This window comes from Halomonas campaniensis, from assembly GCF_002211105.1.
GTDB classification, from domain to species: domain Bacteria; phylum Pseudomonadota; class Gammaproteobacteria; order Pseudomonadales; family Halomonadaceae; genus Vreelandella; species Vreelandella campaniensis_A.
The window spans coordinates 14,428-40,229 of the sequence record NZ_JPUA01000032.1 but is presented as its reverse complement, the minus strand read 5'-3'; the positions used below and the strand labels follow the sequence as shown (position 1 = coordinate 40,229).

The window sequence follows — 25,802 nt, the reverse complement described above, 5'->3', positions numbered from 1 at the left end:
AAATTTAAATGGCAATCTTTTGCATTTAAATGCTTCCGGGGTAGGGGAGGGTAACTTTCTGGAGCCTTTCGGGCCTGGACACCGACACGTTAGCCTTATTTTTATACCCGCGAAATTGAAAAATCAGGTCGGCGCGAGGAATTAGCAAATGACAAGAGGTCGCAAACCTAAACCGAGCCACCTGAAAGCGGTGCAAGGCAACGCCGGAAAGCGTGCTGTTAACCACGATGAACCCCAAGGCGATGAGCTTACCGAAGTGCCGCTTCCGCCTGATTGGCTTGACCCGATCGGCATCCAGATGTGGGAGAAAATTGGCCCTTGGCTAGTGAGCTCCAAGATCCTTACCGGATCTGACCTTGCCAACTTGGAAGCCTACTGCGCTGCTTATGCGCGGTGGCGAAAGGCTGAAGCCGACATCGCTAAGAACGGCATCACGGTGCAGGGCATGAACTCCGAAGTGAAGAACCCCGCCTGCACCGTGGCGAATGAATCTCTTAAGCAGCTCGTGACGTTTGGCAGCGCCTTAGGCTTGGATCCTTCTAGCCGTTCGCGTCTCGCCATACCTGGTGCGAAAGAAGCCGGTAACCCATTCAAAGACCTTATAGGCAAAAAGCGATGAAGCTCCATGGCCAGCTACCCGAACGTCAACGCCGCGAACAAGTACGCTCGGGACGTAGTGGCCAAAAAGATTCCCGCGTGCAAGGAGGTACGGCAGGCCTGCCAGCGCCATCTGGACGATCTCAAGGCGCAGAAGTCCCGGTCATATCCGTACCGGTTCGATAAGGACGAAGCCGAGCGGGTTTGTGAATTTGTTCAGCTGCTTCCACATACCAAAGGCAAGTGGGCACGTGAAAGAAAGCTGATAACGCTGGAGCCGTGGCAGCTATTCATCTTTGCCAGCACTTTTGGTTGGTTGAAAAAGAAAACCGGGCTACGCCGTTTTACTGAAGCCTATATCGAGGTAGGCCGTAAAAACGGTAAGTCAGTTATTGCAGCTGGCGTCGCTAATTACATGCTGTGCGCAGATGGGGAGTACGGCGCAGAGGTTTACTGTGGTGCCACTACAGAGAAGCAAGCCTGGGAAGTGTTTCGTCCCGCTCGATTGATGCTTAATAAATCGCCAGCGCTAGTTAGCATGGCGGGCATCGAGATAATGGCGAAGAACATCTCGATTCCCGAAGATGGTTCACGACTTGAGCCACTAATCGGGAACCCGGGTGACGGTAGCTCGCCATCCTGCGCAGTCGTTGACGAATTCCACGAACACCAAACGCCCGACCTCTACGACACCATGGCGACGGGCATGGGGTCTCGTGACCAGCCGTTGATGTTCATCATCACTACGGCAGGCTTTAATCTAGCAGGCCCTTGTTACGACAAGCGCCGCCAAGCACAGCAGATGCTTGATGATGCGCTGCCCAATGACGAACTATTCGGCATCATCTACACCATCGACGATGGTGACGATTGGAAAGACCCAGCGGTACTGCGCAAAGCTAACCCGAACTTTGGCATATCCGTCAGTGAAGAGTTTCTACTCAAGGCCCAACGCGACGCCGTTCGCTACCCAAGCCGACAAAACAGCTTCCTCACCAAGCACCTAAATGTCTGGGTAAGTGCGCGCACCGCGTGGCTCAACATGGCCAGCTGGCACGCGCTGGGTGATGAGTCGTTAAAGATAGAAGACTTCATCGGCAAGGCCTGCTGGTTAGGCGTGGATCTCGCCAGTAAGACCGACATCGCGAGCATCGCTTTGTTGTTCCGTGACGAAGTGCCCGATAAGAAAGGGCGCATGAAAACCCGCTGGACGGTATTCGTTCGTAACTACCTACCCGAAGGGGCGGTGGAGCGGGCCAGTAACAACAAGGCTGCTTACGAAACGTGGGTGAATAGCGGTGATCTGATTATCACCGATGGCGAAGAGCTGGACTTCGATGTAATTCGCGATGACATCAAAGACCTGGCGGGCTTATTCGAAATCACCGAAATCGCCTACGACCCCTGGCGTGCTACCCAGCTTGCCCACCAGTTAATGGCAGACGGTGCCAGCATTGTTGAGTACCGCAACACTGTTCAAAACATGAGCCCCGCCATGCGGGAAATGGAAGCCGCTATCACAGGCGGGCGCTTCCGGCATGCCAAGGATCCGGTGCTTACCTGGATGGCCAGCAACGTGGTCGCCAAGGCAGACGCGAAAGACAACATCTACCCACGCAAAGAAAAGCCCGACAACAAGATCGACGGCATCATCGCCATCTTGATGGCGCTCGGTCGCGCCGTGCTCACCGAAAACGACGAGCCGGAAGAATCCATTTACGACACCTCGGACGTTACATGCTGATCAATTTCATCACCTTCACAGTTGGCCTGCTGGGTGTCGGGCTAGTCGCGTTTGGCGCGTGGCTGGTACTGCCCGCCGCGGGCTATATCGTCGCGGGCAGCTTCTGCCTGTTCTGGTCGTGGCTAGCCTCCAAAGCAGCCGCCCAGGCAAACCAACCACCACCGGTCACCAAAAACGAAGAGGATAGCTAATGTTCTGGCCTAGCCTCTTCAACTCAGCCGCCACCGGCAGCCCGCAGAAAAGCCAGGATTGGACAGGCAATTGGGTGAGCTCAAACACCAGCCGCCAAAGCGCCGCTGGCACCATGGTGAACACTGAAACCGCCCTGGGCGTTAGCGCGCTACGTGGCTGCGTCACCCTGCTGGCGGAGTCGCTGGCGCAATTGCCCTGTGAGCTCTACCGCCGCGACGACAAAGGCGGGCGCGAGCGTGCGACCGATCACCCGCTGTATGACGTGATCCATAGCCAGCCCAACCGAAAAGACACCACGTTCGAGTATTACGAACAGGGCATGGGCCACCTGGCGTTGGAAGGAAATGAATTCTCACTGATTGAACGCGATGGTGCTGGCTACCCAACAGAGCTAATCCCCGTCCACCCCAAGAAGGTTGGGGTGCTAAAAGGGCCGGATGGCCTGCCGTATTACCAACTGCTGGATTACAAAAACCAGATACTGCCGATGCGCTCCGTGCATCACGTTAAAGCGTTCTCGCTAGATGGTTTTGTAGGCCTTTCTCCTATTGCCACCAACGCCGACACCATCGGCTTAACCATGGCAACCGAGCAACACGCGTCAGCAGTCTTTCAACGTGGCGCCACGATGGCCGGGGTGATTGAGCGCCCTCGTGAAGCAACTGCGATAAAGGATCAAGGCTCCGTTGATCGGCTGCTGAGCAAGTTTACAGAGCGTCATGGCGGCGGCTTACGCAATGCCTTTTCTGTCGCCCTCCTGCAAGAGGGCATGCAGTACAAGCAACTGGCCATGGATAACGAGAAGGCCCAGCTGCTTGAGTCACGCAACTTCGGGGTGGTGGAAGTGTGCCGGCTATATCGCGTCGCGCCCAACATGATCCAGCACCTGGACAAGGCCACGTTTAACAACATTGAGCACCTTGGCCTGCAGTTCGTCATCTACACCTTGATGCCGTGGATCAAGCGCAAAGAGGCCGCGATGATGCGCGACCTGCTGATACCGGCAGAGCGCAAAAACCTTTACATCGAGTTCAACGTATCCGGTCTGCTGCGCGGCGACCAGAAGTCACGCTTTGAAGCCTACGCCATCGCCCGCCAGTGGGGCTGGCTCAGCGTTAACGACATTCGGCGCCTGGAAAACATGCCGCCTATCAAGGGAGGCGATCGCTACCTGAGCCCCATGAACATGGTGGATTCACAGCAGATGCAGAACTCGCTGAATGCCACACCCCAACAAATGCAAGAGATCGAGGGAATACTCGCATGCACGCAATGATCAACTACCCGCACATCGCGTCCATGGTGTTTAAGACACCCCTGTACGCAACACCCACGCTAGTGCAGGCAGTGCGTAACGTGCTGGAACCTCGCTTGCTAGGGCGCGCTAACGACCTACCGCAAAGTCTGGGCATGGAGTCAGGCAGCAGCGAAGACCGCGAAATGCAGCGTCTACAGGTATCAGGTCGCATTGCGGTTATTCCCGTGCACGGTGTGTTGGTGGCGCGTCGTGGTCACATCACCGCTGCATGTGAAGAGCTGCTTTCCTATGAGCGCTTGCGTAGCCAAATCACCGCCGCGTTAAAGCATGAAATGGTCGAAGAGATCGCGCTCGACTTCCACACCGGCGGTGGTCACGCCATGGGCTGTAAAGAGCTCGCCGATTTCATCCGGGCCAGCACGGCCATTAAGCCCATTACGGCGATCGTCAACTTCGCTGCTTACTCGGCGGGTTACTACCTAGCGTCGGCCTGCTCTCGCATCGTCGCCAGCCCTACCGCGGGCGTTGGCTCCATCGGCGTGATTATCGAAACCTATGAAGTCAGCCGCATGGAACAGGAGATGGGCATCACGTTCAACACCTACTACCGCGGCGCCCACAAGAACAACGGCTCCCCGCATGAGCCGATCACCGACCAAGCCGTGCAGGAGATTAATGGAATGTTGGATGTCGCCTATAGCGAATTCACAGAATCCGTTTCCAGCTTCCGCGGGCTGGATGTGTCAGCGATCGTTGATACCGAAGCGCGACTGTTCCGGCCAAAAGAAGCGCTTGCCCTAAAACTCATCGATGAGATCGCCCCCGCACAAGACGCCATCGACACTATCTCGCAGCGCTACACCAGAAACACCGGTACCACCCCACGAAACAACCGAAGCATTCGCGCCCAGGCGCGGGCGTTCGACACCAGTTGTCAGCTCTAGCCACGCGGCGGAGCGACATCACGGCGGCCATGAGCCGCCTTTTTTGTGCCTAAACGAAGAGGAAGTACCATGCCTAATATCGAAGAACTCCGCCGCAAGCGTGCCGAGATTAACGCGCAAGTGCAGGCGCTGGCCGCTATAGAAATGGAAGCGGGTGAGCTGAACGAAGAGCAACTGGCTGAATTTGAAAAGCTGGCCACCGAGTTTGATGAAATCAGCGCCAAGCTTTCCCGCGCTGAAAACATTGAGCGTATGAACGCCGCTTCCGCCGAACAGGTACCCGCCTTTGGAGGTGGTCAATCGGCCGCGGTGCATATCAAACCCGAACTTAAGCAGTACACCGGTGCCAAGGTGGCGCGTATGGCCATGGCTGTGGCAGCGGGTAAGGGCGATATGCAATTGGCGTCCAAGTTCGCCAGCGGTGAAATTGGCGATGCTGACGTAGCGATGGCCATCGACACCAGTGCAGGCTCCGGCGGTTCGCTGGTGCCAGAGAACATGCACAACGAAGTGATTGAATTGCTGCGTCCTAAAACCATTGTGCGTGCCTTGGGTGCTCGCTCCATGCCGCTGCCGAATGGCAACCTGAGCATTCCACGCATGGCGTCTGGTGCAACGTCTAGCTATGTGGGTGAAGGCTCCGATGTGCTGGCGACCGAGGCCAACACTGACGACGTGAAACTGAACGCCAAAACCATGATCACGCTGGTGCCCATGAGCAACCAACTGATTGGGCGGGCAGGCTTTCAGGTTGAACAGATCTTCCTTAACGACATGCTCGCCAGTATGGCCGTACGTGAAGATAAAGGTTTCCTTCGCGATGACGGCACCAACGACACCCCCACCGGCTTCCGCGCTGTGTGCGTCGATGCAGGGCGCGTTGTGCCGTGGTCGGGTACCGCCGATCTGCAAACGATTGACGCCTACCTTGATAGCTTGATGCTTAAACTGATGGAAAGTGACAGCCTGCTAATTGAGCCGGGCTGGGGCCTGTCACCGCGCACCTACATGAAACTGTTCGGAATGCGCGACGGTAACGGCAATAAGGTTTACCCCGAAATGGCCCAAGGCCAGTTGAAGGGCTACCCGATTCGCCACACCACTACCATCCCGGTCAACCTGGATACCTCCACGGCGGGCAATAACAACGAAACCGAGATCTACTTCGCTGACTTCAATGATGTCGTTATCGGTGACAGCGATGTAATGACCATCGACTTTAGCCGAGAAGCGACCTACAAAGACGGCAGCGGCAATCTGGTTTCCGCGTTTAGCCGTAATCAGTCGCTGTTGCGTGTGGTGAAAGAGCACGATATTGCCTTCCGCCACCCAGAAGGCCTGGTGATGGGTACCGAAGTCACCTGGTAAGGCTTGCTTTAACCAGCACATCCAAGGCCCGCCGCGTGCGGGCCTTAATCGTTACCTCTTTGATGACAGGAGCCACCCATGGCCACCACAAAACAACCGGCTGAAAAGCTGATCACCATGGTGTTTCTAAAACCCTATGGCCGCTACTCCCGTACGGATCGCGCAGGCTTCCCGGAAGACAAAGCCAAGCAGCTAAAAGAGCGCAAGATTGCTATCCCCGCTTCAGAGCACAAAGCCGCCGAAGCCGAGCAGGCCAAGGCCGCTGGCGCGAACAAACCCGCCAAAGGCACCGAAGGCGCCGATAAGGTTTAGCCCTCGCTGCTTTTATCGCTATGCCAACGCCGCCCCCCGGGCGGCGTTGCTGTTTCTGGCTATGAGCTGTTTCTGACTATTGAGAGCCCCTGAATGATCACGTTAACCCGCGCCAAGCTGCACCTTCGGTTAGCTATTACCGAAGAAGAAGCAACGGCCTACACCGATGAAGACGCGATTATTCAAGGGCTCATCAACGGCGCCTACCAATACGCCGAGCACTACACCCAGGCAACGCTGACCACGCGCACCAAAACGCTGGTGCTCGACGGCTTCCCCGCGGGGAGTGATGCCATTGAACTGCCATGGTCACCGGTAACCGCCATTGAATCGCTTGAGTACATCGACCCTGCAGGCAACGAGCAATCACTCGATGCTGAAACGCTACGGCTAGACACACGCCCCATATACCCGCTGCTGGCGCCGCAATGGGGTAGCCGCTGGCCCAGCACCACCGATGAACCCGAAAGCGTCACCATTACCGCCACGGCAGGCGAGGCTGAAACCCCACCAGATGTGGAGATAGCCATCTTGCTGCTGATCGGCCACTGGTACGAAAACCGCGAAAGCGTTTCATCAGGCGGGTATCAAGAAGTACCCATGGGCGTGGATATGCTGCTGGCGCCTCATCGAATCCATGCCGTGGGGTGAGCAATGCAGATCGGAAAGAAGCGAGATCAGGTCACCCTCGAATGGTGGCAAAAAGGCGATCGCACCGACTCAGGTGCAACACCGGAAGGGTGGCAACCCGGTGGCAAAGTGTGGGCCGAGGTCGAGCAGTTGCGCGGGCGTACGCTATTCGCCGCACAAGAAGCCAACGCCGAAACCACCGCCCGTATCCGCATGCGGTACCGGGCAGACATTGCCGCCGCCACAGGCAAAACCCTACGGCTACGCCATGGCGGGATGACCTACCAACTGGAGGGCCGCCCGATCGACCTTGGTGGGCGCCGTACAGAACTGGAGCTGATGTGTCATGAGTGGGTTTGATTTTCAATTATCAGCTGACGATCTAGACCGGATGGAGCGCGACCTGAGAGACCTGGAGAAGAATATAAAGACCAGGGCGGTGTCGGCTGGCTTAAGAGAGGTCGCCAGGCCTATACGGCCAGCCATGAAGGCCGGCGTAACGGTTCGTACTGGGAAGTTAAAGAGATCAATAGGCACTCGAGCGCTCAGCAAAAGCTTTAAGCAAAAGCATGGTTTAGCGCCAGATGACCCTGCTTTGTTTATAGGCGCGGTAACGAAACAAAGAGGGTATGCGCAGGACTATAAGGCTCGCCTTGTTGAGCATGGGGTGGATGCTGGCACCAGAGAGGTTCGCAGAAACCTAAAGGGACACCAGCGCTGGAAAGCGGACGGAAAATATACCTTCTACAGCTATCACGCTCCTGGAATGAAAGCACAGCCATTCATGAAGCCCGCCTTTGACAAAAACGCCAGTGGTGCGGCAGGGCGCTTTTACGAAGGACTGGCGGCGTATCTTGATCGTCAGCGTAACCGAGGACAGATATTGTGATTGATAGCATCATTACCGCACTTAGTGGAGTAGGCATTACCGCAGCCCCCAGCAGCGAAGCCGACCCCAGCCGCGCCGATACCGTGCCCGGGCTGGTTGCGCTGGTGGATCCGGTAGTTAACAGCGCCCTTTGGCCGCTCAACCTACCGGCGGATGCTCCCGGCACCAACGGCGTTTACAACCTGGCAGGCCAAAGCGGTATCGAGGTAGACGGCTATCGCCTGGGGCGCGTGGACACCTACGTACTCAGCCTGCGGTCACCCGAGTTCGACCCGCTACGCACCATGAGCACCCAGCTCATCGAGCGAGTCGCCGCGCAAAGTGGCAGTGAAGGGTGGGAGATTACCGACGCCGCCACTGATTACGAATATGACCAAAAGCAATACCGCGCTCACTTCGAACTGCAAGCCACCAGCTTGGCGATGGCCACACCTGCACTGCCCGCCGCCTTTGTGCACCCCGTGCAAGCCACAACGACACCCAACGAACTGGAAACGATGAACGTCCGCCAGACCGTGACCGAGCACATCGCTGTGGTGCTGGTGGCAGAGCAGGCCGAAGTGGATGCGCAGCGAAAATCGATTGATGGCGCTTTACTTGGTCTGAACAGCTCGCCTCACGGTGTTGCACCCTTGGAATACGCAGGGGGGCAGCGCGTTGCTGTCTCCGGCAGCCACGTCTATTGGCGTGAGCTCTACCGCTACGACCGCATGATTCGTAGCTAACCCAACCACCACCCCATAAACCCCGCCGCGTGCGGGTTTTTTTACGCCTGGAGGAAACCCCCATGCCCAATGCAGGAGGCTGCTACGTCATCCGTGACGGTAAGCGTGTGCTGGTGCACAGCACAAAGCCTACGCCCACCAAGTACGCGAAAGCGCCTAATTCAAACCCCGCTACCGCGCCGGTGAAAGCCGAAACGGCAGCCCCCAAGCCCGCCAAGGCGGCGGCCAAGCAAGAGGTAAAAGGCAATGAGTGATCCAATGGCGTGGCGGATCCTAACGGTGGCCGCCATTATCGAAGATGAGTACGGCGTAACGCCGGAAGACCTCTCCACTGCCGTGTTTTTTGATGTCATGACGAGGGAAGCCGCCAGCCCCTACCAAGGTGATACGGCAGAAGTTGAGCGTGTGAAGCCCGGTTTTGGCAGCAATAAGCAGGTGAATGTGGCGCCCTATACGACACGTCAAATCCGTGTGCCTTACGCGGGATCTGGTACACCAGGGGTGCCTCCATCCTACCGGCCATTGCTTTTGTGCTCCGGTCACAGTGAAGTCATCGACACGACCGAAGGCGCAGAAATGGTCACCTACGAACCGGTATCCAGTAACTTCGCCTCAATCTCATTGCTATGGTGGACGGATAACGACGAGCTGCAGGTGCTACCAGGTGTGCGCGGAACCGTAACGCGTACCGCCGACGCCAAAGGCATGCCCTACTTTGAATTCAACCTAACGGGACTGTATCTGCGGCCATACCGAGAAGCACCGCCTGCGGGTTCATCAAGAGAGCCTCAGGCAGAAGAAGTGCCTATCAACAAGCAGAACAGTGCATTCACCTTCTTTGGTTATGAAGCTCGCATGCAGTCCTGGTCGTTTGATATGGGTGGCCAGGTGGAGCATCGCAACCTCGTTAACTACGAGGGCGTCCACATCCAGAATCGTAACGCCACGGGTCAGGTCAACATCGAGGCGCCGCGTATTCAAGACTTTAATATTTATGAAAAAGTCGAATCGCATAACGGCACCACTGAGTCACCGGTGACATTCACCCATGGCAAAACGCCGGGGAATATTGTTAAGCAACAATGTGCCCGGGTTCAGCTCTCGAACCTGCAGGAAACAGAAGTGCAGGGTTTCAAGCATTTCACTATGGATACTCGCTTGTTGTCCGCTGAGGCAGGCGATGGTGATTACGCCTACGTATTCAGTTAATCACGCAACCCACCACCGCTAACCACACCGCGCCGCCTAAGGGCGGGGTGCTTGTTTGTGCTAATCAAAGGAACACACCATGTCTCTCATTCTGAAGAAAATCCCCACCATTACCGTTGATGTGCCTATCCAGGTGCCGGGCGATAAGAAAGCATCAACGATCCAGGCAGAGTGGAAGCTGCGTAAGTGGGACGACTACCGCGCCAATGTTGAGGCGGCTCAGTCAGGCAAGAAAAAAGATGAGGAGTTTTTAGAAGATCTAGTGAATATCAGCGGTATCAAAGGCGAAGACAAAAAGGATTTGCCGTTTGATAAAGAGCTGGTCGAGCAGCTAATGCAAGAAACCTATATTCGCCGACCGTTGATCCTCAGCTGGTACGCCGCACAGGAAGGGCGCAGCCAGGCCGCTGCAAAAAACTAAGCGGCGCTGGCCAGTGGTGGGCCAGTGGCCCAGCCCCCAGGGATCAGCGCAAGAAGGACACTGACCGCTGGGGGCTGAAAGACGCCGATATACCCGAAGCGCCCAAGCACTACGAGGTATGGGAAGAACACTGGCCAGCGCTGGAACTGTTTCTCGCCATGCGCACCCAGTGGCGCACGGCCATAGGTATGGCAGGCGGGCAACGCCTGGGGATCGACTACACCTCGCTCTATGGCCACCCCAAATTTGCCCGCCTGGATTATGACGAGCAAGACAAACTGCTAGTCCAGATCCAGCACATAGAAGCGGGCGCGCTCGCGGCGTTTAATGAGCAAACCCACTTGGAAGAGCAGGAGGCTGAGCAGCGGCAGCAAGTGGCGGAAGTTATTGAGAAGCGCGCAGAGCTTTCTTTCCTGCAAGAAGAGAACCAGCGCATCAACGTACGTGAGCTTATGAACGTGATGGATCTGCCGCCTGATTACCGGAGTGATGGGGCGTTTGTGGCCTAACGATCTTCACCACCTTTAACGCGTTTCACCGACCACCAACATCAATACTGCCCTGGTATCCGCTGGGGCTTTTTTTATGCGCCATGCCCGGCGCGATAAACCGTAGAGCCTCATCAGAAAGAGCCTCGGAGAGCGTCAGCTGTTCTCTGCGGGGCTGGCGTTTCTGGGCAACGGGGTTCTTTACTAATGAGGTAACGCATCATGCAACCGATGATATTTGAAGGAACCGAGATCGAGCTGATTACCCGTGACGGCGAAGTGTGGGCAAGGGGTGTGCAAATTGCTCACGCCTTGGGCTACAAAAATACGCGCCGCGCAGTACGGGACTTATACGAGCGAAATGCAGACGAGTTCACTGACTCAATGACTTCAGTGGTTGAGCTTCCGAGTGGTGGAGGCATGCAGAAAACGCGTATCTTCTCCCTTCGCGGCGCGCATTTGCTCGCCATGTTTGCTCGCACCAAAAAGGCCAAAGCCTTCCGCCGCTGGGTACTGGATATTCTCGACACCATCGCCAAGGGTGGCGAATACGCCAAGCAGCAATGGGAGCAGGCACGTAAAACGCTGGAAGATCGCCGCGAGCAGGCGAGCGAGGAGGGGCGAGGGCTGGCTGCATGGCGCTGGTGCAAACAGCCGCTAGAAAGAAATGAGCAATATTGGCGGGATCGGATGCAGCTACAGTTACCGGTATAGGCTGCCAGATCAGCTACAAATATTTTTGAGTATCGTGCAAGGATGCGCTATTTTGCAGGACACTATAAGTGTACTCATACGGTAGAAGTCACAAGCGATGAAGCACCTAACGCTCAAGTTACATGGCACAGATCCAGACACGCTGCCTTTGGCAAGCCTGTCGAAATATCTAGGTTGCCTGGACAAGCTTTACGGAGGCAAAGAGATCAAGTCTCTTACCGAAGTAGAGCAGGGTTGTGCGTGCTTGAAAATCGCCGTTGACGATGCCGATTATGACGAAGCTTTACTGCATATTACTCAGGCTCATGATGGTAAAGCCGCTCAAAAGTACATGGATCCTTACAATAAACTCTTGAGCCAAATCGAAAAAGATGGCTACGAGGGTGAGTTCTATGCAGGGAAGGTTCGGATAGTTCGCTTGCCCACCAAGAAAAGAAGCCCCCGTAGCGAGGCGCTGATCCAAAAGATGGCTTGTTCTGTGAAAGGGCGTCTTTACTCGGTGGGTGGTAAAGACGACACCATCCCCATCCGTATTGAAGACATGGAGGGAAAGGCCGTTTTGGGGGAGTCAAATCAAGCCCTGGCTACTGCGTTGGGCAAGGATCTGTTCAAGCACATACATGCGCATGGTGAAGGGGAGTGGGAACAACGTGAAGTCGGTGGCGACTGGCAGCTTCGTAAGATAGTGATTCAAAGTTATGACGTCATCGAAAACCTTGATCCCAAGTCAGTCTTCAATAAGCTCAGGGAGCTGGGTGGTATAAATCTACCTAGCGATAAAGGAGTTCACTCCGACATACTGGATAACAGGAGCTAACGTGCGGCTAGTCGTTGATGCCAATATACTAATGCAGATCCTCAAGGTAGGTGGTCGCAACGACTTAAAGTGCCCACGCACGGGCAAGGTGATTGATAACCCAGAAGGGCGGGCGGAGGCCTTGCTTGACCTCATGACCGCTAAAGCTGATCGGATACTGATTCCATCCCCGGCTTTGTCCGAAATTCTTGTAAGAGTCGATCAACACCTTCATCGTGAATATCTAGCAGCTATCAATAGTACCGCTCGCTTCGACTTAATTAATTTTGACGCAATTAGTGCCATAAGCTGCGCTCAACTGGTCAACAGTGCTGAGCTTAAACAGTTAAAAGGTGATAGTGACAGAAGCAAAATTAGCTTTGATAGACAAATAATTGCGATGACTCAAGCATATGGTGGTGACGAGCTTTGGACACATGACAAAGATATGCTCAAAAAAGCCGAAGCGGTTGGCATCGTAGTGAAGTCATTAGCCGATGTGGCTTCCAATATGCGTCAGATAGACCTTATGGAAGAGAGCAATCCTGGCGAAGTCGTAAGCATAGACAGTCGCCGAAGGTAAGAGCAAAACAGAATTACTAGACCCCGCCCCAGCGGGGTTTTTTATGCCCGGTCACTAAACCCCTGTAATTCCAAACAGGCCCACCGACCCCCTTTAGAACCAACCGCCACGCCACCATAATGAACAGGCAGCGTTAGGCTGCCCACTTTAGAGCATCAGCAGAACTTGCCTGAGTGAAAATGGTCGATTATGGTAAGATACGAGCATTAGCCGCGCATTTTGCAGCTAACCAGGGGCGCAGTGATCATGATTGAAGAGCTTGAAAGAGAAGAGAGGAAGCTGGAGAAGGAGGCTAGTCGGTTTGTGACCAAACACCGAACTGGCGTCGTTCAATCTGCTCGTTTCTTGACTACTGGAAAGCGACTAGACTCAGGATTTGCTCGTTCAGAGCAGCGTCGGCTAGATGCCTCCGCCGAAAGCGTGCGGAAAGTTAGAGCCCAAGTGACATCGATGAGAGTGCAGATGCGCACTCTGAAAAGCGATCAGCCCTTTACAGACAAGGCCCTTGAAGCCATTGCTACCATGCAAGATGACTTCAAGGCTATTTATGAGCAGCATGTAGCGAGCGCTGAAAAGCCGCCACTTAAAGCACTTATGAATGATCGCCGGGTGGCTATTGCTCACGAAATGCTAATGCTTGAATTGCAGATCGTGTATGGAGAGCTAGAGTCTTTACGGTGGTACATGGAGGAGTACAACGTGGATGTTGGGCCAGTGAACCGTGGCAGCGTTCCGGTAAGCACTGAAGACGGGATTGATGCTGTATTTGCCAGCTTGTGAATAGGCTAATAACCTCCATCGACTTTGAGCGCTACCCTTCTTTTCTCAAAGCGCTGGGGAAGCTGCCCATCGAAGTGAGGGAGCAAGCGAAAGCAGCATTGAAAAAGCTACTGCATGACCCACAGCCTAAGTCGATTCGACTGGAAAAGCTCTCAGGCTACAGGCGCCCTGATATTTACACCATCCATGCTACAAGCAACCATTCACACAAGATTAGCTTTGAGCTAGAAGGTGCATGCGCGGTGATGAGGCGAATAGATACCCATAAGCGAATAGATAAAACACCGTAACCCCGCCCTAGCGGGGTTTTTAATGCCCGGTCACTAAACCCCTGTAATTCCAAACAGGCCAACCGACCCCCTTTAGAAGCAACCGCAACGCCACCATAATAAACAGGCAGCTTGACGCCTGCGCCTACTTGGCTCGCCCCTGGGGGGCTGTTGTAAACTGGACAGTGGTCGCAGTCAGCCGTATAGACTTCACAAAGGAGGCAGCACATGATTGATTCGGCCCATGGCGCTCCGGTAGATCGCCAAGCCCTGCGTGTTGGTTTTTTTCCGGGTGAGCATTTTGAGGTGGAGTTTACGGAAGACCGCCCCAAGAGAAGGATAACTTTGGATGCGCCTCCCAGGCGCCCGAAGCGCCCTAAAACAGCTAGGGATTATACGGGCCTGATAAACGGGAGGATGACAGCTCTATTCTGGTTGAAACCTACTGGTAATGGTCAGTCATCTTATTGGGTTGTGCGGTGCGATTGCGGCAAGTATGAGATTCGCAAAAAACTGGGGAAGTGGCATAAAAAGCATGGCGGCGAAGATATGTGCGAGGTGTGTGAGCGAGAGCGCGAAATGCTCAATGGCTTTAGTCCGAAAGCCTCGCGACGTACACAAGGAGAACGTCTGTTGCGCTGGGTAGATGAAATGCGACAACTTGGGCTGAATGACGCCGAAATTACCGCTATTCGCTGTAACGATAACCTGGATACGAAAGGGAAGACCGTCGAGGAAATACGCCAAGCGCTAGAGTAGGTGTCTCACGCTTGACGCCTTTGCTGCACGCGGGTAGAGTCATTCTTAAGAGTGTAGAAGCTCGAGTGCAGCCGGTTTTCCGCGCCCGAAAGACGTGGTTTTTTTGTGCCTGTTTTCTGGGTAACCCAGCCAGTTTATGGCCGGGAGGGTGACGGATAAAAGACCCGCAAGGGAAAGTAGTCACACCGTGCTGCACGGCTTCTAACCTCCCGGCCACCTCATTCGTGGTGGTCAACCGTTTAGAAGCGGAGCAGACCATGTCAGCGCAAACAGCATTTACCCCTATCTCTATTGATTTCCACGGCACCAATATCCCGACCTTCAATGTCGAGGGTGTCATTCGCGTGGCCATGAAGCCTATCTGCGACACTATAGGTATCGCTTGGAATGGGCAGCTTGAGCGTATCAAGCGTCACAAGGTATTAGGCACCTGCATTCGTGTCATACGCATGCAGGTGCCAGGAGAGCGACAGCATCGCAGGCTGGTTACGCTGCCGCTAAACAAATTAAACGGCTGGCTGTTTGGCGTTGATGCTGCCCGAGTTAAACCGGAAGTTCAGGAGCGTCTGGTCGAGTATCAATCTGAATGTTTCGACGTACTCAGCGACTACTGGCAAAAAGGCCAAGCGGTAAACCCGCGCACCGCAACACCCGACGAACGCGCAGGCCTACGAGCAGCCGTCACCATGCTCACCACCAAGCGTGGCTTAATGCACAGCGCCGCCTACTGCCTGGTGCACCACCGTTTCAACGTTGACCATATTGACGAGCTAAGCCCCGAGCAATTGCCCGAAGCGGTCGAGTACGTTCACCGCATGACACTAGAAGGCGACTACCTGGGCAAGCAAACACTGCCCGCACCCGTAGCGGTAACCATCGACTACCCGCTAACGCGGAAGTGGCAAGATTGGCAAGAGCATCAACTGGTGGGCATGGACGCCATGTATCACTCGGACATTCGCCGCCTGCTAACGCAGCTGGCCGAAGCGTCGCGCACGGGTGCAACTATCAAAGTCGGCAGCATTGATAATGTCCGCGAAGAGTTCAAAGCGCTGACACACCTTTGCTCGATGAACGGCATCAACAAGCGCGGCGCCCAGGAAAAGCTGTCGCACCTAGAAAGCCTGGTCGCCTCGCTCGCCAAAACCACCGGCTGCCTGCAAAACACGCTGGCGCGGTAACCAAGAGGAAGGTATATGGAAACCAATTACGAGGCCCTGGGCCGGTGCAAAAAACTGAGCCAAGAAATCGAGACACTGAAAGCGACCCGGCAAAGGGCCTTTGCCGATCTCAGAGGCCAGCTCGCCGCCTCAGGAAGTCCGCCCATCATGTCATCAACGGTCATCACGTTTAACGCCGATGAAGCCTACAAAAAGCTTAAGGCCCTCGAAGCGACTGACCTCGAATTGATGCAGGCAATAGCTGAATATAATGAGTGGGCCCCGCAGGCGGATGAGCGGCTGATCGCGTTAAAAGCGCCTCGCGAAAGCTAGCCAAACTTAACTAAGTGCGATACGTTCCCTGTTGGGGTGACTCAACGGGGGATTTGTCGTGGCTGAATATTGCAGAGACTGCTCAATACGCTACTTAGGGCCAGAAACAGCCAAGTACGCGGGCGGGTTATGCAAGCGCGGCGAAACCACCACGATGCTATGCGAAGGCTGTGGAGACATAGTGGACGTTGATCATGAGGGCAGACGGGTAGAAAAGGGCGTAGCAATGAACAGAGCGTTACCAGATAGAGACCGCTGGATCGGCTGGGTAGCACTGGCTTGGATACTGGCAGCGATTGCCGTTATTGGAGGAATCGCAGCCATTAGCATGGCGGGGTTTATTGAAGTGACCCGGCCAAACAGCTTTGGCCGGATGGAGACAGTCACTGAGCCTAACGTATTTATTTGGTCGGTTGCTATTGGCCAGGCGGTGAGTGCAACGCTGCTCGCAGCACTCTTTAGTATGATTAATAGTATCTATAAGAATTCATGCGACCAACTCAAATCGACTGCATATGCAGAGGTCAGAGAAGGTGGCGATGCAGCTTCCGAACAACGGTCAGGGGAAAACGGGGTGCGTTTGACTAATGTTTCTTCTCAGTCGCCGCTAGAAAAAGTGCTATATGCCGGCTGCCTAATAACTAGGCTCAACGACGAAACGGTAGAAAGTGTGGATGACTTGGGCGCGCGAATAATTAAGGGGCCCAACAAGATTGAGTTTCAATCGCCCGCGGGCGAAAGCGACACAAAATGGATCCACCTTAAGCCAGGTCAACCTCTTTTGGTTCAGGGGGAGCTGGCTAAGATACCCTGAAATATTAGGTGAAATTAGGCGAATAATGGGATGGGGGTGAGGAATGAGTGGTCGATCTATAAGCAGGCAAGCCGTAAGGGAGCTTGTAAAGAAAAATCATGAAGAATTGGTTGAAGCTATTAAGCGCGGCGAGAATGCCCACCAATTCTCACTGGATCAGCAAGATGTTTTGGCAGAGCAACATACAGCGGGCATGACTCTTGAAGAGGAGACGCGTTTTTTTGAGATGTACGCCCAAGAAAGCGATGCATTGAACGCTGAAGTAGAGGCAAGCACCCAAAAAATTCTTGAGGATACAGAAAAGCGAAATCAGAGCGCTGAAAATATTGGGAAAATAATAGGTGCAATTATTTTGGTGGGGGTCATATGGTTGATATTTTCTAAATCGATTTGATCGCTTAGACGTCAACCCTATTGGCTGTTAAGTCTAGTCGCTATTAAGCCCTGGAGTTATCAGGGACTTTAATCAAAGCCCGCCGTGTGCGGGCTTTTTTGTGCCCGCTATTTGAGGTTCGTTCCATGGCTAAGCGTGATTATCAGGCTGGCTTCATCCTTACCGGCGATGCCAGTGGTGGCATTCGTGCCATTCAGAAGACTGGCAAAGAGCTAAAAACCCTGGATGAGGGGTTTGGGCGCAGCTCCCGCCAATCCAAAAAGTTTGGTGCGGACGCCGCTCGCGCAGGCCACCAGCTTCGAGAAATTGACACTGGCGCGGGTGTAGCCACCAAAGGGCTTGAGACCCTTCGCCGTGCTGCGGCGCCCATCGCTGGCGCGCTGGCCAGCATGTTTGCGGCCAATACCATTCAGAATCAGATTGATTGGGGCGACCAACTACAGAAAACCAATCTACGCATCGGTGCCAGTACCGAATCGCTCAGCCAGTACAACTACGTAGCCAAGCTTTCAGGTTTTGAGTTCGGCCAGCTAACCACCGCATGGCAGCGCCAAACCCGCCGGATCGCGGAGGCAGCAGCAGGCACGGGCGTAGCGTCGGAAGCGCTAGACCGACTCGGCTTGAGCGCGCAAGCGCTGAACCAGTTAGCACCGGAAGAGCAATTCGAGCGCATTGCTGAGGCGATGCAGAACGTGGAAAGCAGCAGCGAACGTGTAGCGCTGGCGCAAAAGCTGTGGGATAGCGAAGGCGTTAAGCTGGTGCAGATCGTCAACCAGGGCACCGATGCCATCGCTGCCATGCGGGCGGAGGCGGATGCGCTAGGTTTGACGATTACTCAAGACACCGCCAACGCTATGGCTACCTATAACGACGAGGTGGATAGGCTCAAGTTTGCGGCGCAAGGGCTAAGCCAAACCGTGGCGGCTGAGCTGGTGCCTTCGATGACGGCAGGCTTACAAGCAACGAACTCATTCATTCAAGAAGCGGGTGGTGCGTCCCGCATTCTCAATGAAGTAAAAGATGTGGCCACGTTGACGGCGGTCGTTATGGCGGGCCGTTATGCTGGTTCGCTGGCTGAATCCACCAAGCGAATGATTGAGCGAAACGCGGCCAGTAGGGCGTCTGCAGCAGCGGATAAGCGCTCGCTGCAAATGACCTTGCGCAGAGCCGCCGCTGAAAAGCAGACCGCTTTAATGCTGCTTAGCTCGGCGCGCTTAGATGAACAGGCTGCGCGCGGCACGGATGCACATACCGCTGCTTTGGCGCGCTTGCGCCTAGCCCGCGAACGCTCTATTGCAGCGACTGCCAGCCACACCGTAGCGCAGAATGCTCATAACGCGGCCATGGCCCGCGGCACTATAGCGGCCCAGGCAATGGCTGGCGCTACTCGTGCAGGTTCTGCTGCGCTCTCGTTAGTGGGCGGGACAATGGGAGCGGCGGTGATTGCTGGCGCCGCTGTCTACTATTTCCGGGACTCGCTTGGCTTTGCGTCTGCCGCTGCTCGTGAGACTAAAGAAGATATAGATCAGCTCGTTGAGAGCATGGACAACTACACGGAAGCGCAATACCGCAACAACCGCGTTTCTATCGTGCAAGACTTAGCAGAAGCCCGCGTTGAGGCCGCGAAACTTCAGGATCAGATCGAAGCGCTTCAAGAGCAAAGCCAGCAAGAAAACGTTATGTACCAGGGGCGGCCAGGCGCCTCATCTGGTCAGCTTTCTGGCCTAATGGCAGAGCTGCAAGAGCAAAACCGTGTCATCGCCGCCAATGAAGAAGGATTGCGCAAATACGACCAAGCCTGGAGCGATCTTCTCGAATCCCAAGTCTCGGGCGTCAGTATTTTCCGTACGCTCGATCAGTGGCTATTCGACACCGGCGAGTCTGCCGGCGGAGCATCCACGCAATTCGACGCATTGAATTACACGCTAGGCACCGGTGGAGAAGACTGGGACGATTACATCGGCAAGTTGCAAGCAGCCCGCGATGTAATGGGTATGACCGCTGCCGAGGCGGCTCAGTATGCCGCCATGCAGCAAGGTTACACGGGGGTTTATGCGGAGCATGCCGGAGCCGTCGTAGGTCAAACCAACGCACTGAATGATTATCGACAGGCCATAGCGGCAGGAAATGCCGAAGAGGCCCAGGCGCATTTGCAGCGTGCCCAGCGTTACGCCGAGGCCGAGGCGATGGTGAAGGCGCAGCTGCAAAACGCCGCAACGCTCAGTAATTTGATGAAAGGTGTGCAAACTCAGCTTTCGACCGTTGCGTTAACCGCGGCACTTACGATAGCGGATAGTGGCGCTGCGACGAGCTCCCACATCGCGGAAGCCATTCGCCTGATTAATGAGCGTGCCGAGGCGATCAAGCAGACAACAGTAGTGACGGTGGCCAATACGGCTGCTACCCGCGAAGCCGCCAAAGAAACCACCACCCTCGCCAACAGCTACGAAAACCTATTAGACCGCATCCAGCCCAACCGCCGCGCGGCCCGCCAGTATGCCCAAGACGTAGGCGTGCTAAACCTGGCGCTGGCCACGGGCCGGATGAACACCGTGCAGTACATGCAGGCGATGGGGCTGCTGCAAGAAAGTTTCCAGGCAGCCCAGCGAGAAACCGACAAAACCGCCCAGGCATCCGAAGACGCCAGCCAGCGCATCGCCAACAGCTTCACCACCTGGGGCACGGTCGCGGACAACACGTTACGCAGCGTTGACGACACCGGGCGTGATGCATGGCTAGGTCTGGTGGATGGCTCAACCAGTGCGCTGGATACCGTAGAGCGTGCTTTCGAACAGACGTTCGCCAACATCGCCCACATGCTCACCACGCAAAAGCTGACTTTTGAAGTCGCGGGCATGATGGGGCTGGACACCACCGGCATGCCGGGAGGTGGAAGTGGCGGCTTTGATGTTGGCTCCATGGGCTCACTCAAAAACGGCTGGGGCGCCCTGCAAAGTGGTGTGAGCAATATAGCGTGGACAGGCGCGCCTACCGCTTATAGCGGTGGCTTTGCCGGTAACGCGACAGCAGGCATGAACGTAGCTAGCCAAGGTACTAGCTACTTGGGCGGCTCTACCGCCAACTTTAGCGGCATGACCGGCCTAGCGTCTGCCGGTGCAGGCTTTGCGGGCAGCTATGCCGGACGCTCGATGTTCGGCGAAGGCCGTAACAACGCCACGCTGGAAACCGCAGGTGCGCTAGTGGGCACCTATTTCGGCGGCCCGCTGGGTGCCGCTGCCGGTTCGTTCATTGGTTCAGCGCTGGCCAGCCTCGATAAAGAGACTAAATTCAGTGGCCGCTTTGGCACCACCGGTACCAACGACCCCTCGGAATACGCAAGCAGCGGTAAAGATGGCGTTTTCGAGCATCAAGACGACGGCACTAATTTTTACGGGCAAAGCGCCCTGGGCTACACCGGGTTCCTAGATCGCGGCACTGAACGGCTGCAACGCGCAGGGATGGGCGAGGATAAAGGCTGGGCGGAAGAGCTGACCGCCGAGGCGGTTGCACGGGATAACTTAGTCGCATCGCTGGCAACCACTACCGCTGAAATCGAGGGCATGCAATCGGTAGTGCAAGGGCTTGAGGCATCGAGCAGTAACGCCGGTGAACTGATTGAGTTTGCCCTCAACGAGCGGCCCCGCGCCGCGCTGGAAGCGCTTGAAGGCCATTTTGGCGAGTTCGTGCGCGGGTTAGGGGGCGGCATTGAAGAAGTGGTGCAGCAAGCCCAGGTTGCCCGGCAGGCGCATAGCGTGCTGGCCACCGGAATGGAACGGCTGAACCTGCAGTTTGACTCAACCGCTGAGGGAGCGTACGCCTCAGCCAGCAGCATCGCAGAGTGGGCGGGTGGCGTTGATCAACTGGCGAGCCTGCAAGATAGCTACTACCAAAACTATTTTGCTGAGTCTGAGCGCGCCGCGCACTTGCAGGCGGATCTCACCGAGTCGCTAGCGGCCATGGGCCTAGAGCTGCCCGATAACGAAGCGGGTTTCCGCGCCCTGGTGGAAGCGCAAAACCAGAACACCGAGGCGGGTGGGCGTAACTATGTGCAGCTGCTGCAGCTGAGCAGCGGGTTTAGCCAGCTGCAAGGCATGCTGGGCGATACCAGCGCGGCGGCAGACGGCGCGGCGGATAGCATGGCTAGCGTTGAAGCGGCGATGCGTGAGCGCGAGTCAATCGATACTGAATGGCTGCGTATGATCGGCGACACCGCCGAGCTACGCCGCCGCGAGCTGGCCGAGCTAGACCCCAGCAACCGCGCCCTGCAGCAACGTAACTGGCTGTTTGAAGATGAGCAGAAATGGTTATCTGAAATTGAGCAGCGGCAGCAGCAGCGGATTAGCGGTATCAAGCAAGAAGCTGACGCCATGGCCCGCGCTAAATCGGAGCTTGCCGGTTTCGGTAACAGCATAGACAGCTGGATTGCTCAGTTTGACGCGACAGAGCAGGGCATGGGAACGCCCCGCGAACGGCTGGAGGCTTCCGGCGGAGACTTTTGGGCGCAGTACGAGAAAGCACTGGCGGGTGACCGCAACGCACGGCAAAGCATTACCCAATTTGCTGACCGCGCTATCGACAACCTTCAAGAGTTTTATGCCAGCAGTGACCCCGGCGTTAACGGCGTCAATGAAATTCGGGACGCCATGGAACAGCTGCCGGAATTGCTCACACCAGAGCAGTTCCTGGCTGACGAGTTTCGCGGCGTGATTGAAGATCAAACCGTCACGCTATCGGACGTTTTAGACCTCAACGCGGACGGCACGGTATCCGCGATTGAGCGCGCTATTGCTGCCGAGTGGAACGCGACGCAGCAGCTCAATAACGTGCTGCATCACGAAATGACCCAGCTAGGCGCAACGGTACTCACTGAGTCCGAAGTGCGCGCAGCCCTTGGCCCGCACGCGACAGACGCGGAAATTTCCCGGCTGATTGCCCGCGTGGACGTAAACGGCGACGGCATGATAACCCGGCAGGAATTGACCAATGCCCGCATTGACTCGCTTGGCGGCGGTATCGCTACGTCGATTGCGCCGTTGTTTGATCAGATAGATATAGATGGCAGCGGCTGGATTGATTACAGCGAGTTCAACAAAACTTTTGAGGGCATGGCCACCGATTCAACGCTGAATGAGATTTTCGGTTTGATCGACACTAACGGCGATGGGCAGTTAAGCCAGCTTGAAGCCATTGCCGCTAGCAGTAGCACGCTAGTTGATTTGTGGGCATCGCAGCAACCGGGCGATGTGCAGAGTGCGATTAGCCAAATCAGCGGCATGTATGAAAACGCGTTGGGCCGGGCGCCGGATCTGCCGGGGATTCAGTATTGGATTGATGAATTCCTGGCCGGTGCATCGCTGAAAACCATTTCCGATTCGATCAATCAACACGTTGGCCGTGACCCTGGCGCTAACAGCGGTGGGGGGTCGACCGGTGGCAGCACGGGCGGCGGGTCAATGAGTGCGGTTGACGCATGGTTGTCATCACAAACCTCACAAGTCCAGCAGTGGGGTAATCAGCTTCAGGGCATCTATCAAGACTCGCACAGCCGCAGCGCGACCGTTGCGGATCTTGAATATTGGACAGGCCAGCTCAGCGACGGCAAAAGCATGGGCACCGCGAACGATTTTATTCGTGGTGCGGCCTACATCAATCGCTATGCCGATGTGCGTAACGCGTGGAACACGGAAAAAGAGCGCTGGCAGCGTCAGAGTGGCGCGGCGAACGCCACCGAATTTGGGATTTGGCACGCTAAAAACCTGGGTATTGCCGAAGGGCGGAAGTTTGCCAACGGCGGCATGTTCGCGGGCGGTGATGAACTTGGCCGCCCGGCGACTAACTCGATTGTTAGCCGCTCCACGTTTTTTAACATTGGTGAAATGGGCGAAGAAGACCCCGAAGCCATCATGCCGCTATCACGCGGAGCCGGTGGTCGTTTGGGTATTGATGCCAGCGGGCTTATGCGCCTGCCCGATGGCCCGATGCAGCTACCCATGCCTGAAATGCCCCCGCTGCCGCAGTTCCCCGCGCTGGGCAATAACGACGTGCTGCAGGTGCTTAACGATGTGCGTAAAGAGCTGCAAGAAACCCGCAAGGAAAACAAGCGCTTGCTAGAGCTGATTGGCGAGAATACCGGCGACACGGTGGACGCCATTGAGGAAGCGGCAGCGCGCAGTGAGCGGCAGCGTGATGATCAGCTCGATGAGCTGGAAACTATCAGCAGGCACAGCAAAACGGAGATACGTACAACATGAGCATAAGCGACGGCCAATACCTGGCGTGGCTCGCTAAGACCAACGTAGACCGTTTGCTGCTTGCTGAGCTGCATCATGCGGGCGGCGTTGAGTACGTAGCGACAGGGCCGTTTATGTCGCTACCCAGCGACGCCGACCCCAACCGCCCCTACATTGCTTGCATTAAAAAAGCGGTGGATATAACGACGCGAACGGATGGCAATACCACGTTTGGCGAGATCACGTTAACGGGTGATCAGCTGGCGGCGGATTGGCATTCGTTTAAGTGGCATGGCCACCCCATTAAACTTTACTTGGGTGCGCCGGATTGGGCGCGCGATGATTTTAGGTTGCTGGCCCAAGGCCGTAACGGCGGCCCGCAGGAAGCGCGCCGGGGCGCGCTGACACTGCGGATGGATGATGAGAGCAGCGTATTAGATGAGGTGATCGATACCGGGCAACTACCCAACGACGCAGGCCCGGTGCCGTTGGCACTGGGTAGCGTTTACAACGCGCCGTTGACCCGCATCGACACCCAAACGCTCACGTATCGCGGTTCGTATTTGCCAGTGACCAGCATCGCCGCAAAAGCGAACGGTGCCATGCTCACGCATAGCACCGACACCGCAGCGGGCACGGTCACACTCAACGCGCAGTACGGCGATATAACCGGCGACATTGAAGAGCCCCACAACACACCGCAAAAGATTGTTGAATGGGTGGCTGCGCACTACGGCATCACCATCGGAGACATTGACCTGCCGCCGTACCGGGTCGGGCTTTTCTACACCGGCGAGGTAACCGGGCGGCAGATTCTCAACGCGGTAAAAGAGGGGCTTGGTGCGTACTGGTATCTAAACGAACTCAATGAGTTAGTGATGCGGCAGCATAAAGCGCCCACTACTGCTGATGTGACCATCGTTCGTGACGATATTTTCTACGGCAAGTTGGTTCTATCTGACACCGAGCAGCCTTGGCGCAGCTTAACGCTGCGTTGGGGCCGCAACTACTCGCCACTCTCAAACGTGGCTGCTTCGCTGGATGAGGACTCCCCCGCTGAGGCCACGCGGCTACGCACTGAATGGCGGGAAAGTTACGCCAGCCAGGACGTTAGCGACTACCCCATGGCCGAGCGCATAACGCGGGATAGCATCATTCAAGACGAAGCGGATGCCATAACCGAACGCAACCGGCTCTTGTCTCTGCGCAGCGTGCAGCGCAACACATGGAGCATTGAAGCGCGGTTCCCGCCGGTATTCGCCGGGCAGGTGGCGGCGGTGGATCATGGCCGTCTACAAGGGAAGCTTGGGCGATTAATTAATGTCAGCCGTTCGCCGACTAAAGCGGTGACCAGTTTAGGGCTTTGGGTATGAATCCAATAGAAATATTGTTTGATAATAAACACGATGCCGCCACATTAACAGCAAGTAGCCAACAGTCACCCCCCGAATATACCCAAGTAAGTGGCGGCAGCTACTTGTTTAGAACGCTGGGTATAGAAAATGAAACGTTAACCGCTGATTTAGGAAGTGCCTTATATATGACGAAGGTGGTTATATATGGGCACAACTTAAGCCCGGCGGGCACGATTAACGTTGAGCTTTTATTGAACGGCGATGCGGTTGCGGAAACAGGCTTTAAAGGTGTTGCAGAGTTAATACCATTAGGCCGTTTTAGAGTGGGTATTGACCCATGGGGCGGGCACGATTTAAGCGGGTTATCAACTGTTGGTTTTGAAGCGAGGTTTGATCCCACAATTGCCAATGCTTACCGCATTACACTTAAAGACCCGACTAACGATAAAAGCTATTTAGAGATAGGGCGTGTTTTTGCGGGCGCGCCATGGTCACCGCCCAAGGATATGAATATCAGTTTTGGCGTTAACGTGCAGAACAAAACGGCTACGCGTAAAGAGCGCACCGAAGGCGGTTCGCTGATTGCGATTGGTAAAGGTAGTTGGCGGGAAGTGACGTTCTCGTTTGATCATTTGGAAGATGATGAGTTTGAAAACTTTGTAAAAGAAATGAATAAAACCGACGACACTACCGAAGTTTATATTAGTGTTTATCCCGAAAAGGGCGGTGTTATTGAGGCGATCCACTCTTTTGCGGCTATGCGTCAAGACGGCTACGGCTATACGCACGATAGAGCCAGAAATAGAAAATTACCGCTTACTTATGTGGAGGTTTAAAG

General features: G+C 55.5%; 27 protein-coding genes. All 27 read left to right on the top strand.

Annotated elements, in window-relative coordinates:
- Positions 1-148 precede the first annotated feature (148 nt).
- The 27 genes from JI62_RS11800 (at position 149) to JI62_RS11665 (ending at position 25,800) form a co-directional block, all read left to right on the top strand.
- Complete coding sequence (locus tag JI62_RS11800) at positions 149-619, top strand: phage terminase small subunit P27 family (protein ID WP_088700354.1); 471 nt, start codon at positions 149-151, stop codon at positions 617-619.
- 6 nt (positions 620-625) lie between these two features.
- On the top strand, positions 626-2,341 hold the full coding sequence (locus JI62_RS11795; RefSeq protein WP_088700353.1) for a terminase large subunit: 1,716 nt from the start codon (positions 626-628) through the stop codon (positions 2,339-2,341).
- A complete protein-coding gene (locus JI62_RS11790; RefSeq protein WP_088700352.1) occupies positions 2,335-2,532 on the top strand; it encodes a hypothetical protein in 198 nt (65 codons plus the stop codon). Before JI62_RS11795 ends, JI62_RS11790 begins: the two co-directional genes overlap by 7 nt.
- A complete protein-coding gene (locus tag JI62_RS11785) occupies positions 2,532-3,809 on the top strand; it encodes a phage portal protein (RefSeq protein ID WP_088700351.1) in 1,278 nt (425 codons plus the stop codon). The genes JI62_RS11790 and JI62_RS11785 overlap by 1 nt, the downstream gene beginning before the upstream one ends.
- On the top strand, positions 3,797-4,735 hold the full coding sequence (locus tag JI62_RS11780; RefSeq protein WP_088700350.1) for a S49 family peptidase: 939 nt from the start codon (positions 3,797-3,799) through the stop codon (positions 4,733-4,735). The genes JI62_RS11785 and JI62_RS11780 overlap by 13 nt, the downstream gene beginning before the upstream one ends.
- Positions 4,736-4,804: 69 nt before the next feature.
- Positions 4,805-6,103 (top strand): phage major capsid protein, encoded by a 1,299-nt coding sequence (locus JI62_RS11775; RefSeq protein WP_088700349.1) that lies wholly within the window; start codon positions 4,805-4,807, stop codon positions 6,101-6,103.
- 78 nt (positions 6,104-6,181) lie between these two features.
- Entirely contained in the window at positions 6,182-6,415 is a 234-nt protein-coding gene (locus JI62_RS11770; RefSeq protein WP_088700348.1) for a hypothetical protein, read from the top strand.
- 93 nt (positions 6,416-6,508) lie between these two features.
- On the top strand, positions 6,509-7,066 hold the full coding sequence (locus tag JI62_RS11765) for a head-tail connector protein (RefSeq protein ID WP_088700347.1): 558 nt from the start codon (positions 6,509-6,511) through the stop codon (positions 7,064-7,066).
- A gap of 3 nt (positions 7,067-7,069) precedes the next feature.
- Entirely contained in the window at positions 7,070-7,405 is a 336-nt protein-coding gene (locus tag JI62_RS11760) for a phage head closure protein (protein ID WP_088700346.1), read from the top strand.
- Entirely contained in the window at positions 7,392-7,934 is a 543-nt protein-coding gene (locus JI62_RS11755) for an HK97-gp10 family putative phage morphogenesis protein (protein WP_088700345.1), read from the top strand. The genes JI62_RS11760 and JI62_RS11755 overlap by 14 nt, the downstream gene beginning before the upstream one ends.
- Positions 7,931-8,659 (top strand): phage tail terminator protein, encoded by a 729-nt coding sequence (locus JI62_RS11750; RefSeq protein WP_088700344.1) that lies wholly within the window; start codon positions 7,931-7,933, stop codon positions 8,657-8,659. The genes JI62_RS11755 and JI62_RS11750 overlap by 4 nt, the downstream gene beginning before the upstream one ends.
- Positions 8,660-8,721: 62 nt before the next feature.
- A complete protein-coding gene (locus JI62_RS11745; RefSeq protein WP_088700343.1) occupies positions 8,722-8,913 on the top strand; it encodes a hypothetical protein in 192 nt (63 codons plus the stop codon).
- Entirely contained in the window at positions 8,906-9,868 is a 963-nt protein-coding gene (locus tag JI62_RS11740) for a hypothetical protein (RefSeq protein WP_205737514.1), read from the top strand. Before JI62_RS11745 ends, JI62_RS11740 begins: the two co-directional genes overlap by 8 nt.
- Before the next feature lie 79 nt (positions 9,869-9,947).
- Complete coding sequence (locus tag JI62_RS11735; RefSeq protein ID WP_088700341.1) at positions 9,948-10,289, top strand: hypothetical protein; 342 nt, start codon at positions 9,948-9,950, stop codon at positions 10,287-10,289.
- Positions 10,241-10,798: a DUF1799 domain-containing protein gene (locus tag JI62_RS11730; RefSeq protein ID WP_141101322.1), complete on the top strand. Its 558-nt coding sequence runs from the start codon at positions 10,241-10,243 to the stop codon at positions 10,796-10,798. The genes JI62_RS11735 and JI62_RS11730 overlap by 49 nt, the downstream gene beginning before the upstream one ends.
- Positions 10,799-10,999: 201 nt before the next feature.
- Positions 11,000-11,491 carry a BRO family protein gene (locus tag JI62_RS11725; protein ID WP_088700339.1) on the top strand — a complete coding sequence of 164 codons (492 nt, stop codon included), beginning with the start codon at positions 11,000-11,002 and terminating at the stop codon, positions 11,489-11,491.
- Positions 11,492-11,588: 97 nt separating this feature from the next.
- A complete protein-coding gene (locus JI62_RS11720; RefSeq protein ID WP_088700338.1) occupies positions 11,589-12,308 on the top strand; it encodes a hypothetical protein in 720 nt (239 codons plus the stop codon).
- A gap of 1 nt (position 12,309) precedes the next feature.
- The gene (locus JI62_RS11715; RefSeq protein WP_088700337.1) at positions 12,310-12,870 is read left to right on the top strand and encodes a PIN domain-containing protein; all 561 of its coding nucleotides are present in this window, start codon (positions 12,310-12,312) and stop codon (positions 12,868-12,870) included.
- Between the two features lie 246 nt (positions 12,871-13,116).
- Positions 13,117-13,650 (top strand): hypothetical protein, encoded by a 534-nt coding sequence (locus tag JI62_RS11710; protein ID WP_088700336.1) that lies wholly within the window; start codon positions 13,117-13,119, stop codon positions 13,648-13,650.
- A gap of 497 nt (positions 13,651-14,147) precedes the next feature.
- Positions 14,148-14,678, top strand: coding sequence for a hypothetical protein (locus JI62_RS11700; RefSeq protein ID WP_088700334.1), 531 nt, complete (start codon positions 14,148-14,150; stop codon positions 14,676-14,678).
- Between the two features lie 257 nt (positions 14,679-14,935).
- Entirely contained in the window at positions 14,936-15,859 is a 924-nt protein-coding gene (locus tag JI62_RS11695; RefSeq protein ID WP_088700333.1) for a phage antirepressor N-terminal domain-containing protein, read from the top strand.
- A gap of 15 nt (positions 15,860-15,874) precedes the next feature.
- Positions 15,875-16,171: a hypothetical protein gene (locus tag JI62_RS11690; RefSeq protein ID WP_088700332.1), complete on the top strand. Its 297-nt coding sequence runs from the start codon at positions 15,875-15,877 to the stop codon at positions 16,169-16,171.
- Between the two features lie 181 nt (positions 16,172-16,352).
- The gene (locus tag JI62_RS11685; RefSeq protein WP_088700331.1) at positions 16,353-16,985 is read left to right on the top strand and encodes a hypothetical protein; all 633 of its coding nucleotides are present in this window, start codon (positions 16,353-16,355) and stop codon (positions 16,983-16,985) included.
- Between the two features lie 43 nt (positions 16,986-17,028).
- Complete coding sequence (locus JI62_RS11680; RefSeq protein WP_088700330.1) at positions 17,029-17,379, top strand: hypothetical protein; 351 nt, start codon at positions 17,029-17,031, stop codon at positions 17,377-17,379.
- A gap of 125 nt (positions 17,380-17,504) precedes the next feature.
- The gene (locus JI62_RS11675; RefSeq protein ID WP_088700329.1) at positions 17,505-23,630 is read left to right on the top strand and encodes an EF-hand domain-containing protein; all 6,126 of its coding nucleotides are present in this window, start codon (positions 17,505-17,507) and stop codon (positions 23,628-23,630) included.
- Positions 23,627-24,982, top strand: a complete 1,356-nt coding sequence (locus tag JI62_RS11670; protein ID WP_088700328.1) for a hypothetical protein — start codon at positions 23,627-23,629, stop codon at positions 24,980-24,982. The genes JI62_RS11675 and JI62_RS11670 overlap by 4 nt, the downstream gene beginning before the upstream one ends.
- Entirely contained in the window at positions 24,979-25,800 is an 822-nt protein-coding gene (locus JI62_RS11665) for a hypothetical protein (protein ID WP_088700327.1), read from the top strand. Before JI62_RS11670 ends, JI62_RS11665 begins: the two co-directional genes overlap by 4 nt.
- Positions 25,801-25,802 lie beyond the last annotated feature (2 nt).